This window comes from Achromobacter sp. ACM03 (genome assembly GCF_014851665.1).
In the GTDB taxonomy this organism is placed as follows: Bacteria; Pseudomonadota; Gammaproteobacteria; order Burkholderiales; family Burkholderiaceae_B; genus Achromobacter; species Achromobacter aegrifaciens.
This window is the reverse complement of record NZ_JACVAD010000001.1, coordinates 1,556,301-1,569,628: the sequence shown is the minus strand read 5'-3', so window position 1 is coordinate 1,569,628 and position 13,328 is coordinate 1,556,301. Positions and strand designations below refer to the sequence as shown.

The following is a 13,328-nucleotide window of genomic DNA, read 5'->3' as shown; positions in this document are numbered from 1 at the left end:
ATCTGCAAGCTGCCGGGCGCCGCCTCTCCCTTTCCTACAAGACCTGCATGAACGCCAGCAAGGCGTCGATCTCGTCCGCGCTCAACGCGAGCGGCCGGATGTGTTCGGACTTGCGCGGCGCATACGGGTCGGGCGGATCGCTGGGCACAGGATCGCGGCCCATGCCGGCGTTGTACATCCGCAGCAGGCCCTTCAGGTCGGGAAACAGTCCGTTGTGCATCCACGGTCCGGCGCGCGACACATTGCGCAGGCTGGGCGTGCGGAACTTGCCAAGATCGGCGGGATTGCGCGTCGCTTCGTAGCGCCCCAGATCCTGGTTGCGGCGGCCATAGAAGGACAGGCCGATGTTGTGGAACTGGTGATCCGTCAGCATCGCGCCGCTGTGGCAGTTCATGCAGCGCGCCTGGGTGCGGAACAGGTGCATGCCGATTAACTCGCTGTCGTCCAGCGCATTCGATTGTCCATCCAGGAACTTGTCGAAGCGCGTGGTTTCGGGCCGAAGCGTAGCGACATAGGCGGCCAGCGCGCGCGCCAGGCGGTCGGCGTCCACAGGCGGCTGCGCTGCCGGGGCGGCGCCGAATGCTTGCAGGAACTGCGCAGGGTAGGGATCGGCCGCCAACAGGCGCGCCACGGCGCCGTCGGCGTCATGGTTCATTTCGCGGGGATCGTGGATGGGGCCCAGCACCTGTTCCTTCAGGCTGGCGGCGCGTCCGTCCCAGAACAACCGGGGCGCGAACGGCGCCGCATACAGCGGCGTGGAGCGCCGCCTGCCCATCAGCTTGTCTTCGCCCACGGCCAGCGCGAGGCCGTCGGTGAAGGCGCGCTGCGGCAGATGACAGGAGACGCAGGACACCTGCCCCTTGCGCGACAGCCGGGTATCGAAGAACAGCATCTGCCCCAGCGTCACCACCGCCGGGCGCGCGACGTCCGCAGCCAGTTCCGCTTGGCCGGCGTTGGCCGCGGTCCAGGATAGGGGCGGATTGGAGGCCGGCGGCACCGGCCCCCATTCGCGCCAGGCCACGCCAGGATCGATCGTGGGCGCTGGCCACGCCGAGGGCGGCCCAGCGTACAGCGGCCGCAGGCACGCGGCATTCCAGCCCGTGGGCGTGCGGCAGGCGGCCTGATCGTCCTGGGCGTCTGCGTCGGCGTGGGATAGGGACGCCGCCAGCGTCAGCGCCGCGCCCAGGATCAGAAGCGGTAACCGACTTGCAGCCATAGCTCCCGTCCCGTCTGATAGGTACTGCGGTTGGTCTTGACGTTGGGATTGCTGGCCGTCACGGCGGGCCTGCGGTCCAGCACGTTCAGGACTTCGACCGTGAATTCCAGACTGCGCGCAAACGTGGGATTCCAGGAAAGCTTGGTGTCCCAGGTCCAGTAGGACGGGATCTCGCCGGATTCGAATCGATCCAGGTAGTCGGGCCGCGGACCGCGCCCGACGTAGACGGTGGCGTCGCGCTTGCTGCGCCAGTTCACCATGTTGCTCCAGGTCAGGCCGGCGCGCGGCCACGCGCCGGTCAGGCTGAGGGTGGCGATCTGTGGCTGGTAGAAGGAGCTTGGAGGCAGGTCGATGGCGCGCAGGCGCGAGCCGTTGTAGATCACGTATTCGCCGGGGTCGCGCGCGTCGCCGTTGTAGCCTTCGACCAGGTCCGCGTTGGTCTTGCGCTTCTGCCAGCTCCAGCTTGCCTGCATGTTCCAGCGCGTCTCGCCCAGGCGCCAGGGCTCCAGCGTGCGCAGCGACAGGCTGACCCCGTCGGTGGTGGACAGGCCGTCGTTGGTGTAGCGGTAGCCGTCCTTGTCGTTGCCGGTCGTGGCCCACTGGTCGCGGCCGTTGCGGCGCACGTAGCTCAGCACGCCTTCCATGCCCGCCATGCGCTGGCGCAGCGAGACCGCCCATTCATCGTCATAGGGCATGCGCAGGCCCTTGTACTCCACGTAGTACTCCTTGCTGCCATCCGCCACGGGCTTGCCGTTCTTGTCCAGCACCTGGCGCCGCAGGCGGCTGCGTTCTTCCTTGAGCGCCGTCTCCAGCACGCCGGCCCCGTAGTACCGCGACCAGCCGGCGCTGAGCAGGGTATCGCCCGAACCGAACATGTCCCAATCCAACCGCGTGCGCGGCGACAGGTTGTTGTTGCCGAGGAACGTCTCGCGGTCGTAGCGCAGGCCGGCGTCCAGCGCCAGCCGTTGCCATTCGATGCGGTCCGACAGATAGAGGCTGGCCATGTTGTAGTTCACGTTCACGGTGCCGGGCAGGTAGCGGACCTTGCTGAAATCCCGATAGCTGCCGTCGCGGTTGTAAGCGCGCTGGTAGGAGTGGCTTTCCTGGAAACGCTCGAAGTTCGCCTGCACCTGGTTCAGTTCCGCGCCTGCATAGGGGATGTGCGTGAACACGCCCGTGCGCACCGGATCCAGGTCGACCCGGCCCTTCAGCGTCCAGGTGTCCTGCCGCGTCTGCTCCTTGCCGAAGCCGCCCGCCGTGTACCGCGGCAGCAGGTAGGGGCTGAATGTCACCAGCTCGTCGCCGACGGATTCGCGGTTGCTGAGCGACCGGTCCCAGCCCGCCTGCAGCGCAAGCCGGCCGCCCTGGAAGTAGTGGTCTACGTTGACGCCTATGCCGCGCGCCTCATGGTTGTTGTCCCAGCGCGTGTGCCGGAACAGGTCGCTGGCCAGGGTTTCGCTGCGGTCGCTGTATTTCAGCGTCAGGTCGGCCGTGGTATCGGCGCTGGCGCGCACGCTGAACTTGCCCAGGAAGTTGTCGATCCGGTCGCTATAGGCGGCCTGGCCCGGCGCCGGCTGTCCCTTGTCGTCCACGCCCATGTTCCAGCGCGTGATGTCCGATTCGCGGCGCGACATGGCCAGCACGGCGCCTGATTTTTCATTGAAGGCGAGGTCGCCCACGGCGGAGTAGAAGCGCTTTTTCCATTCCGGCGAATAGCCCGGCTTGCCCTGCGCCCAACTGTTTTGTTCGCCCTCGGCGACCTCCTGCCGCGTCATTTTGGAAGTGTTCCAGCGGTAGTCCAGATTCAAGCGGTTTTCGCCGGAAAAGCGGCGCAGCCTGGCGTCGACGACGCCGCCCGTGAAGCGGCCGTACTCCACCGGCACGAAGCTGTCGTGCACGCGCACTTCCTCCAGCAGGCTCGTGTCCACGAAGTACGACTGCGGGTTGCTGGGCACGTTGCCGACCTGCAGGTTCAGGTTCTTGCTGGCCGGGTCCACGCGGTTGGTCGCGTCCATGCCGTCGAGCTGGAACAAGTTCTGGTAGGGGCTGGAGCCGTGGAAGGAAATGTCCTCCACATTGAGCGAGCCGCGGTTCTGCGAGCCGGCGGCGCCCGGATTGGTGCGCGCCGCCGGATGCGTCGCCACCAGCGTGCTGAGGTCGCGGTTGGAGCTGGGCGTTTCGGCGATGTCTTCGCGGGTATAGATGCGCTCGCCCACCTGCTCGCCGTAGACCCTCACGGCGTCCAGGCGCAGGGCGGAAAACTGGTTGGTCTTGTCCACGTAGACGATGTAGCGGCCAGGTCCGTCCGCGCGCAGCGCCAGTCCGGACCCCGCCAGCAGGTGGTTCAGCGCGAGCAGCGGTGAGTACTCTCCTTGCAGCGGGGGCGAAGTCTTGCCCGCCACGGCCGCCGGTGGAAACGAGATCTCCAGGCCCGCCTGTCGGCCCAGCGCGAGCAGTGCGTCGCCCAGGGGTTGGGCCGGCAGGTCATAGGCGACGGGCGCGGTCGACTGAGCGGGGGCCGGCGAAGCCGTTATCAACGCGGCGATGAGCAGCGCCGCCGAAGCGCCAGACCGGCGGGCGCGCCGGTTGAAGTGGGGAAACAGCATGAATGCGTCCAAGCGGGTGTTGATGTCAGCCGTAGGACGTGTGCAGGCACGGATTACCTCAGCGGATTGCCGATGAATAATTTATATCGATTCTCATTTACTGATTGGCAATCGGCTTCAACGCAGGATCAGCAGGCCTGGCAGCTCGGTAATGCCGACCTTGGCCTGCGCCAGCAGCAATTCCAGCGCTCGCTTGGGATCGTCGATACTGGCGATGCCCGAGACGCGCAAACGCCTGGCGGTTTCGCCCAGCACCAGGATGTGCTTGCCGCCATAGCGGGATAGCCGCGCAGCGGCCTCGGGCAATGCGACATCGTTGAAGGCCAGCAGGCCCTGGCTCCAGTCCGGCGCCGGTTCCTGCGGCGCGGCGAAGCGCGTGATGCCCGTCGCCGACACGGCAGCCTCCTGGCCCGCGTCCAGCGCCAAGGCGGCGTCATCCTGGCAGACCAGGCAATGGACTGCCACGCGATGTTCGTACACCGCCACGCGCGTGCCGCCGGCCTCGCGCGCCACGACATAGCGGGTGCCTAGTGCGGCTGCGGACGCGTCCGGCGTCACCACCGTGAAATCCGGACCACCAGGCGCGCGCGGTGCGGCCGTGAACAACGCTCGCCCGGCCAGGAGCCGTACTTCGCGCTTGCCCGGCGCGAAATCGATGGCGATGGCCGAGTCCGCATCCAGGGTGGCGCTGGAGCCGTCGGGCAGGGCCACGCGGCGCACTTCGGCGCCGGTCGTGTAGTCGGCGTCAGGATGGACCGTACGCAGCAATTGCCAGGCTGGCCAGGCGGCCAGCAATACAAGCGCGGCCGCCGCGCCGCGCTTATGCGCGCGCCGTGGCGCCAGCAGCTTGCCGCGTTCGATCTCGCCCATTCGCCGCCACAGGCGCGCCAGCCGTTCATAGGCGGCGGCGTGGCTGGCGTCAGCGCGGTACCAGGCTTCGAACTCCGCCTGGGCTTGCGCATCCATGCCCTGACCGCTGTGGCGCACGACCCAGCGCGACGCTTCTTCCTGGGCGCTGCCGGTCTTGGGGGCGGCCATGCTCAGGATGCCAGCGCCTGGTCGCAGGCCAGCAGGATGCGCATCATGTGTTTCTCCACCGCGCTGACCGAAATCGCGAAACGCTCGGCGATGGCCCGGTAGCTCAGGCCCTCGTGCCGGTGCAGCACGAACACGTCCAGGCTGCGGCGCGGCTGGGCCAGCAGCGCGGTTTCCAGCCTGCGCAGCATTTGCCGCGCGGCAGCCACGTCCAGGGTGTCGGGTTCATGCAGGGTGGGGCGCGAAGCGGCGTAGTCGGCGGTGGCGGCCTGTTCGCGGCTGCGGCGCCGGTGCCAGTCGGTAGCGATGTTGGCGGCCACGCGGAAGACGTAGGCGCGGTCGTTGTCGGGACGCGTCCTGTCCTTGAATTCCGCCAGCTTGATCCAGGTGTCCTGGGCGCAGTCTTGCGCGACGTCGCGCGAGCCGGTGCGCAAAGAGAGAAAACCCAGCACCTCTCGGTAATGGCGGAGAAATACATCCGTGAGCGTAGACATGTCGCCGGCGCCGGGCGCCAGATAGAGTCAAATTCGCGCCAGAGTATAAATGATAACGATTTCTATTTCTAGATAAGGAGAGAGCGCAGGAAGCGGCGGCGGGCAGGGCGCCCGCCGCAGGCCGTCAGGCCTCGGACTGTTCGATCTCTTCCAGAGAGCCCTGGATTTCGAGCCACTGTTCTTCCAGCTCGTCCATGCGCTTGCCGTGTTCGCCATGCTCGGCCATGACCTTTTGGCGTTCGGCGCGGCGCGCATCCGAGTACAGGTCCGGATCGGCGATGACGGCGTCCAGCGCATGCAGCTTGGCGCGCAGCTTCTCCATCTCGGCCTCGACCTTGGCGAGCCTGGATTCGAGCGGCTTGCGCAGCGCGGACAGGCGCTGGCGCTGTTCGGCTTCGGCGCGGCGCTGGGCCTTGCGATCCACCACCGGTTCGTTGCCTTCGGCGTTCTCGCGCGCGGCTTCCGCGCGTTCACCGGCGTTGCGGGCGGCGAGCCAGTCGCGGTAGTCCTCCAGGTCGCCGTCGAACTCGCGTACCGCGCCGTCGGCCACGATCCAGAAGCTGTCCACCGTGGTGCGCAGCAGGTGGCGGTCGTGGGATACCAGCAGCATGCTGCCGCCGAAGTCGGCCAGCGCGGCGGCCAGGGCCTCGCGCGTTTCCACGTCCAGGTGGTTGCTGGGTTCGTCCAGCAGCAGCAGGTTGGGCTTTTGCCAGACGATCAGGGACAGCGCCAGGCGCGCCTTTTCGCCGCCGGACATGGGGCCGACCTTGCTGGTCACCGTGTCGCCGGAAAAGCCGAAGCCGCCCAGATAGTTGCGCAGTTCCTGTTCGCGGGTCTCGGGGGCCAGGCGCGCCAGATGGGCGATGGGCGTGCTGTCCACGTCCAGCATGTCCAGCTGGTGCTGGTGGAAATAGCCGATGGCCAAGCCGCGCGAGGCGCGGCGCGTACCCGCCTGCACCGGCAGTTCTTCGGCCAGGGTCTTGATCAGCGTGCTCTTGCCGGCGCCGTTGGCGCCCAGCACGCCGACGCGGCTGCCCGCGCGCACCATCAGCGTCACGTCGCGCAGGATGGGCACGGCGTTGCCGTCGGCGTCCGTGTAGCCGGCCGACAGGTGCTCCAGGGTCAGCAGGGGATCTGGCACCTGGTCGGGCGAGGGGATGCGGATGTCGATGCCGGCCTCGGCGTGCAAGGGCGCCAGCACCTGCATGCGCGCCAGCGCCTTGACGCGGCTCTGCGCCTGCTTGGCCTTGGAGGCCTTGGCCTTGAAGCGGTCGATGAAGCCTTGCAGCCGGGCCGCTTCGCGGGTCTGGCGTTCGTAGGCGATATTGGTCTGGCGCAGGCGCTCGGCGCGCTGTGTCAGGAAGTCGCCATAGCCGCCGCGGTAGCGCACCAGCTTGGCGTGGTCGAAATGCAGGATGGATTTGGCGACCGCATCCAGGAACTCGGTGTCGTGGGAAATCAGCATGACGGTGCCGGGGTAGGCGGCCAGCCATTTCTCCAGCCACAGCATGGCGTCGAGATCCAGGTGGTTGGTGGGCTCGTCCAGCAGCAGCAATTCGGACGGCGCCATCAGCGCGCGGGCCAGGGCCAGGCGCATGCGCCAGCCGCCGGAAAAGCTCGCCACCGGCTGCATCCACTCGGCGGGCTTGAAGCCCAGGCCGGCCAGCAGTTGCTCGGCGCGCGAGGCCGCGCTCCAGGCGCCGGCTTCCACCAGCGCCGCTTCCACTTCGGCGATCTGCGTGCCTTGCTCGTCCGTCAGTTCGGCACGGCGCGCCTGCAGTTCGCGCAGATGCGTGTCGCCGTCGATGACGAACTCTCGCGCCGGACGCTCGTCAGCTTCGATTTCCTGCTTGACGCTGGCGATGCGCCAGCCGGCGGGCATGGCGAGGTTGCCCGCGTCCAGGTCCAGCGTGCCGGTCAAGAGCGCGAACAGCGAGGACTTGCCCGCGCCGTTCTTGCCGACGATGCCCACGCGCTCGCCCGGATGCACGACGAATTCAGCGCCGTCCAGCAGCACCTTGGTGCCGCGGCGCAGGGTCAATCCAGTAGCGCGTATCACAGGCTGAGTTGCTCGCGGGTAAGCAGCAGAAGCTGGTCGGAGGCTTCTTCGGTGTCCAGCCACACGGGCGAGAGCTGCGGGAAGGCGGCCTCGAAGAAGTCGCGTTCGTGGCCGATCTCCAGCACCAGCACGCCTTCCGGCGTGAGAAAGCGCGGCGCGGCTTCCAGGATGCGGCGCACCAGGTCCATGCCGTCGTCGCCGCCAGCCAGGGCCAACTGCGGTTCATGGCGGTACTCCTGGGGCAGGACGTCCATGGAGCCGCTGTTCACGTAGGGCGGATTGCAGATGATGACGTCGTACAGGCGCGGCGGCAGGCTGTCGAACAGATTGCTTTCGTGCAGGTCCAGCCGGTCCGCCAGGCCGTAGTCGTCGACGTTGCGGCGCGCCACTTCCAGCGCGTCCGGCGACACGTCGACCGCGTCCACATGGGCATAGGGGAAGGCCAGCGCCGACAGGATAGCCAGGCAGCCGGACCCAGTGCACATGTCCAGCACGTTCTCAACCGCCAGCGCATCCTGCACCCAGGGCGCAAGGCCCTGGTCCAGCAATTCAGCGATGGGCGAGCGCGGCACGATGACGCGCTGGTCCACGTAGAAGCGGTGGCCGCGCAGCCAGGCCTCGTTGGTGAGGTAGGCGGCGGGCAGGCGCTCGGTCACGCGGCGGTCGATCAATTCGAGCACGCGGTTGCGCTCTTCGCTGAGCACGCGGGCGTCCAGAAAGGGCTCCAGCGTGTCCAGAGGCAGATGCAAGGCGTGCAGCGTCAGGTAGACCGCCTCGTCCCAGGCGTTGTCGCTGCCGTGTCCCAGCGCCACCTGGGCGGCGTTCAGGCGCGATACGCCGTAGCGGATCAGGTCGCGCAGGGTCAGCAGTTCTTGGCGGGCGGATTGATACATGTGAGGCTTTTACTTGGGCGGCAGCAGGAGGTTTTCCAGCGTGCGCCGATAAATGTTCTTCAACGGATCCAGCGAGGCCAATTCGATGCGTTCGTTGACCTTGTGGATCGTGGCGTTGCAGGGACCGAATTCGATGACTTGCGGGCAGATCTTGGCGATGAAACGGCCATCGGACGTGCCGCCAGTGGTGGAGAGTTCTGCCGTCACGCCGGTTTCGTCGCGGATGGCCGAGACCAGCGCGTCCGTCAGCGAGCCGCGCGGCGTCAGGAAGGGCTCGCCGCCCAGCTCCCAGTCCAGCGTGTACTCCAGGCCATGGCGGTCCAGCACTTCATGTACTCGCGCCTGCAGGCTTTCCGGCGTGCTGGCGGTGGAGAAACGGAAGTTGAACAGCGCCACCGCCTCGCCCGGCACCACGTTGGTGGCGCCGGTGCCCGAGTTCAGGTTCGACACCTGGAACGTGGTGGGCGGAAAGTACTCGTTGCCCTGGTCCCATTCGATGCTGACGATGTCGGCCAGGGCCGGCGCCAGCTGGTGCACGGGGTTGCGCGCCAGGTGCGGGTAGGCCACATGGCCCTGGATGCCCTTGACCGTGAGCTTGCCCGACAGCGAGCCGCGGCGGCCGTTCTTGCAGGTGTCGCCCAGCACGTCGCCCGAAGTGGGCTCGCCGACGATGCAGTAGTCCATCTGTTCGCCGCGCGCCTTCAGCGCGTCGCAGACGATGGCGGTGCCGTCGATGGACGGGCCTTCTTCGTCAGAGGTGATCAGCAGGGCGATCGAGCCGCCATGCTGCGGGTGGGCCGCCACGAATTCCTCGGCCGCCACCACGAAGGCGGCGATCGAGCTTTTCATGTCGGCTGCCCCGCGGCCGTACAGGTAGCCATCGCGCTCGGTGGGAACGAAGGGATCGCTTTCCCATTTCTCGCGCGGACCCGGAGGCACCACGTCCGTGTGACCGGCGAACACGGTCAGCGGCGCCGCGTTGCCGCGGCGCGCCCACAGATTGGTGACACCGCCCTGTGCGATGGTCTCGCAGGCGAAGCCGATGCGCTCCAGGCGCGCGGCCAGCGTCGCCTGGCAGTCTTCATCGGCCGGCGTGACCGAAGGGCGGGCGATCAGGTCCTTGACCAGATCCAGTACAGCCGTCGTGCTCATTTAAGCCCTCAGCAGATCGTTGATGCTGGTCTTGGCGCGGGTCTGCGCGTCGACGCGCTTGACGATGACCGCGCAGGCCAGGCTGTGCGAACCGTCGGCCGAAGGCAGCGAACCCGGGACCACGACCGAACCCGAGGGCACGCGGCCGTACGTGACCTTGCCGGTGGCGCGGTCATAGATCTTGGTGCTTTGCGACAGGAACACGCCCATGGCCAGCACCGAGTTCTCTTCGACGATCACGCCTTCCACGACTTCCGAGCGGGCGCCGATGAAGCAGTTGTCTTCGATGATGGTCGGGTTGGCTTGCAGCGGTTCCAGCACGCCGCCGATGCCCACGCCGCCGGACAGGTGAACGTTCTTGCCGATCTGGGCGCAGGAGCCGACGGTGGCCCAGGTGTCGACCATGGTGCCTTCGTCGACGTAGGCGCCGATGTTCACGTAGGAGGGCATCAGCACCACGTTGCGGGCCAGGTAGGCGCCGCGGCGGGCAACGGCCGGCGGCACCACGCGGTAGCCGCCCTGCTTGAAGGCGTTATCGCCGTATTCCGAGAACTTGAGCGGCACCTTGTCGTAGAACTGCAGCGGAGCCTGGCCCATGATGGCGTTGTCGTTCAGGCGGAACGACAGCAGCACGGCCTTCTTGATCCACTGGTGCACGACCCAGTCGTCGTTGATTTTCTCGGCCACGCGCAGGCGGCCCAGGTCCAGGCCGTCGATGGTGCGCTCGACCGCTTCGCGCACTTCGGCGCTGGCGTCGGTGGGCGACAGGTTGGCCCGGTCGTCCCAGGCTTTTTCGATGGTGGTCTGCAGGTCGAGAGTCATAGCGGCTCAGCTTTTAAAGGTTGATCAAACGGAAGTATGCACAAAATGGGCGATGCGCTCGGCTGCCTGTACGCAGTCAGCCAAGGGCGCCACCAGAGCAATGCGGATGCGGCCCTGGCCGGGATTCACGCCATGCGCCTCGCGTGCCAGGAAACTGCCCGGCAGCACGGTAACACCAGTACGGCCAAAAAGGTCGCGCGCGAACGCCGTATCCGAACCGGGCGTGGCAGCCCACAGGTAGAACGAAGCCTGCGGCCGGGACACGTCCAGCACCTTCTGGAGGATGGGCACCACGGCGTCGAATTTTTCGCGGTACAGGCGCCGGTTGTCCTTCACGTGCGCCTCGTCCGTCCAGGCGGCGATGCTGGCCGCCGACACGATGGGGCTCATGGCGCTGCCATGATACGTGCGATACAGCAGGAAGCGGCCGATCAGCGCGGCGTCGCCCGCCACGAAGCCCGAACGCAGGCCGGGCACGTTGGAACGCTTGGACAGGCTGGAGAACGCCACCAGGTTGCGGTAGGTGTCGCGGCCCAGGCGGCGCGCGGCCTGAAGGCCGCCCAGCGGCGGGTTGCCTTCGTCCAGGTAGATTTCCGAATAGCACTCGTCCGAGACGATCACGAAGCCGTGGCGGTCGGACAGTTCGAACAGCGTTTTCCATTCGTCCAGCGACATGACGTTGCCGGCCGGGTTGCCCGGCGAGCAGACGAACACCATGCGCGTCTTCTTCCAGATTTCGTCCGGCACCTGGTTCCAGTCGCTGGCGAAACTGCGCACCGGATCGGCGTTGACGAAGTAGGGCGTGGCGCCGGCCAGAAGCGCCGCGCCTTCGTAGATCTGGTAGAACGGATTGGGGCAGATCACCACCGAGCCTGCGGCCGGGTCGATGACGGTCTGCGTGAACGCGAACAGCGCCTCGCGCGAGCCCAGCGCCGGCAGCACCTGCGTTTCCGGATCCGGGGCAGGGATGCTGTAGCGCCGCGCCAGCCACTCCGAGATCGCCCGGCGCAGCGCCGGGTCGCCCTTGGTGGACGGGTACACGGACAGGCCTGCGAGACTGTCGCGGATGGCCTGTTCGACGCGCGCGGGCGCGGCGTGTTTGGGCTCGCCGATCGACAGATTGATGGGCGTCAGACCGTCCGGCTGCTGGCTGGCCGAAGCCAGCAAAGCGCGCAGTTTTTCGAACGGATAGGGGTGTAGGGCATCGAGGCGCGGATTCATGACGCAAGATTTTAACAAGCAAGCTACAATAGCGGGCTTGGCCTATAGCGAAGGTGGCGAAATTGGTAGACGCACCAGGTTTAGGTCCTGACGCCGTAACAGGTGTAGGGGTTCGAGTCCCCTCCTTCGCACCAACCTTATTCAGGCACTGATCCGGCTTCATGCCACCAGTGTCCCGCAAGCCCCAAGGCATTGAATGCCTTGGGGCTTTTCCTTTGCCGGCGCGCCCTTGCGCTTAGGGATAACCTCCCGTGCCGAAAGCACATTTTTGATATATCTTCGCGCTCTTCGGTGGAGGCTTGCCGCTGGCCGGTATCGCAACAGCCTCTCAACAGCCCCGTACACAGCACGATAAGGAGAGCCTTCCATGGCGCTCAAGCACGCTGCATTTCTGGATGTCATCGATATACGCACCCCGCATCGCGAACACGGGGAGGCCGTCAGCGTCAGCCTGATGAAGACGGCGCATATGCAACTGCTGCAATTGGCGCTGCCCGCCGGCAAGGGCCTGCCGCAACATGCCGTGGCGGGCGAAATCACCATTCATTGCATCGCCGGAGAGGTGAGCTTGGCATTGCGCGATGGCGTGCGCCAGTTGCGCGAAAACCAGCTCGTCGCGTTGGCCGCGCACGAACCGCACGCGCTGCAGGCCGTGCGCGACGCGACCGTGCTGGTGACGGTGCTGCACGCCCCCGCCTAGTACTCCGATTCCTGACGCAGACGTGTTCCCTGAGAGGTGAGCCGTGCATGAGCTGTTGGCCGACTGGTGCGAAATCCTGAACCGCTTGCTGCGGGACGTGGCCGATGCCCACGCCACGGCGCAGGCGCGCGACAGCGCGCTGCGCCACGCCCACCGGCATTCCTGCCAGGCGCCGATCTGCTTCCGGATGTCCGGGACCACGGTCAGCCATCTGGCGGAAACGCTGGATTGCGCCATCCGCGCGTCCTGCACCCGCCACGACAACTCCGCCTGGGTGCAGGCGCTGGACGTGGCTTACACCAAGTTCCTGCTGTATCTGATCCGCGACGTGGACCGGTGGTCCAGGGGCGGGCTGCACCAAGAGGCGGCGTAGGAGAGGTTTGGTACTTCATAATTTACTGGATAAATAAACAGTAATTTGGTTCAATCCCATCATGCCTCCGGCGCATGCACCTGCAAAAGCGCCATTTCCCACGATCAGGACGAACCATGAAATTCGGATACACCATCATCTACGTACCGGACGTCGCCGCATCGCTGTCCTTTTTTGAACAGGCATTCGGTTTCGCCAGGCGTTTTCTGCACGAGTCCCGGACTTACGGCGAACTGGACACCGGCGAAACCACCTTGTCGTTCGCGGCGCATGAACTGGCCGACGCCAACTTCGGCGGCGGCCATGTAGCGGCATCGGCGTCGGCCGAGCCGTTGGGCATGGAAGTGGCTTTCGTGACGGACGACCTGGCCGCGGCGCACGCCCGCGCGCTTGCGGCGGGCGCCACGGAAATGAGCGCGCCTGTCTCCAAGCCTTGGGGGCAGGTCGTTTCCTATGTGCGCTGTCCGGACGGCACGTTGGTGGAGCTTTGCACTCCCATGCAGGGCTAGGCACGCCGCTCGTCGCCGTGGCCGGGGCCAAGCGCTCCGATACGCTGCCGCTGCGGCCCGCATCATCGGTGTCCGTGCGGCGTGCGCCTTTCCGTCTAGCCGGTCCGGACGATCCCCGAGTCCGCCCTACGCCGTTACCTTGGTTGCGGCAGGGGTGTCCGCGTCCGGCTGCGCTCAAGAATTGTCAAGAATTTACATTGCTTTGAAGTTGCCGTCGCCGCCCCGCGATACCGTGGCATTTTCGTTTT

General features: G+C 66.6%; 12 protein-coding genes and 1 tRNA gene. 4 read left to right on the top strand and 9 right to left on the bottom strand.

Features of this window, described 5'->3' with window-relative positions; translation table 11 throughout:
* Nucleotides 1-34: 34 nt before the first annotated feature.
* The 9 genes from IB257_RS07205 to dapC form a co-directional block, all read right to left on the bottom strand.
* Complete coding sequence (locus tag IB257_RS07205) at nucleotides 35-1,216, bottom strand: cytochrome-c peroxidase (protein ID WP_192492095.1); 1,182 nt, start codon at nucleotides 1,214-1,216, stop codon at nucleotides 35-37.
* Complete coding sequence (locus IB257_RS07200) at nucleotides 1,189-3,822, bottom strand: TonB-dependent receptor (RefSeq protein ID WP_192492094.1); 2,634 nt, start codon at nucleotides 3,820-3,822, stop codon at nucleotides 1,189-1,191. The genes IB257_RS07205 and IB257_RS07200 overlap by 28 nt, the downstream gene beginning before the upstream one ends.
* A 117-nt stretch (nucleotides 3,823-3,939) precedes the next feature.
* Nucleotides 3,940-4,860 (bottom strand): FecR domain-containing protein, encoded by a 921-nt coding sequence (locus IB257_RS07195; RefSeq protein WP_192492093.1) that lies wholly within the window; start codon nucleotides 4,858-4,860, stop codon nucleotides 3,940-3,942.
* A gap of 2 nt (nucleotides 4,861-4,862) precedes the next feature.
* On the bottom strand, nucleotides 4,863-5,351 hold the full coding sequence (locus tag IB257_RS07190; protein ID WP_054456036.1) for an RNA polymerase sigma factor: 489 nt from the start codon (nucleotides 5,349-5,351) through the stop codon (nucleotides 4,863-4,865).
* Between the two features lie 124 nt (nucleotides 5,352-5,475).
* Nucleotides 5,476-7,410 (bottom strand): ABC-F family ATP-binding cassette domain-containing protein, encoded by a 1,935-nt coding sequence (locus tag IB257_RS07185; RefSeq protein ID WP_119449339.1) that lies wholly within the window; start codon nucleotides 7,408-7,410, stop codon nucleotides 5,476-5,478.
* Nucleotides 7,407-8,303, bottom strand: coding sequence for a 50S ribosomal protein L3 N(5)-glutamine methyltransferase (gene prmB / locus IB257_RS07180; protein ID WP_054456040.1), 897 nt, complete (start codon nucleotides 8,301-8,303; stop codon nucleotides 7,407-7,409). Before prmB ends, IB257_RS07185 begins: the two co-directional genes overlap by 4 nt.
* 9 nt (nucleotides 8,304-8,312) lie before the next feature.
* A complete protein-coding gene (gene dapE / locus IB257_RS07175; RefSeq protein WP_175213693.1) occupies nucleotides 8,313-9,455 on the bottom strand; it encodes a succinyl-diaminopimelate desuccinylase in 1,143 nt (380 codons plus the stop codon).
* Nucleotides 9,456-10,277 (bottom strand): 2,3,4,5-tetrahydropyridine-2,6-dicarboxylate N-succinyltransferase, encoded by an 822-nt coding sequence (gene dapD, locus IB257_RS07170; RefSeq protein ID WP_192492092.1) that lies wholly within the window; start codon nucleotides 10,275-10,277, stop codon nucleotides 9,456-9,458. It abuts the gene before it with no gap.
* 24 nt (nucleotides 10,278-10,301) lie between these two features.
* On the bottom strand, nucleotides 10,302-11,498 hold the full coding sequence (gene dapC, locus IB257_RS07165; protein ID WP_054456044.1) for a succinyldiaminopimelate transaminase: 1,197 nt from the start codon (nucleotides 11,496-11,498) through the stop codon (nucleotides 10,302-10,304).
* 47 nt (nucleotides 11,499-11,545) lie between these two features.
* Here dapC and IB257_RS07160 point away from each other — a divergent pair.
* From IB257_RS07160 to IB257_RS07145, 4 genes are all read left to right on the top strand, one after another.
* Nucleotides 11,546-11,632, top strand: a tRNA-Leu gene (locus IB257_RS07160).
* A 233-nt stretch (nucleotides 11,633-11,865) separates the two neighbouring features.
* Nucleotides 11,866-12,198 carry a hypothetical protein gene (locus IB257_RS07155; protein ID WP_054456045.1) on the top strand — a complete coding sequence of 111 codons (333 nt, stop codon included), beginning with the start codon at nucleotides 11,866-11,868 and terminating at the stop codon, nucleotides 12,196-12,198.
* A 43-nt stretch (nucleotides 12,199-12,241) separates the two neighbouring features.
* Nucleotides 12,242-12,571, top strand: coding sequence for a hypothetical protein (locus tag IB257_RS07150; RefSeq protein WP_192492091.1), 330 nt, complete (start codon nucleotides 12,242-12,244; stop codon nucleotides 12,569-12,571).
* A 116-nt stretch (nucleotides 12,572-12,687) separates the two neighbouring features.
* Nucleotides 12,688-13,080 (top strand): VOC family protein, encoded by a 393-nt coding sequence (locus IB257_RS07145; RefSeq protein ID WP_119449342.1) that lies wholly within the window; start codon nucleotides 12,688-12,690, stop codon nucleotides 13,078-13,080.
* Nucleotides 13,081-13,328: the final 248 nt, after the last annotated feature.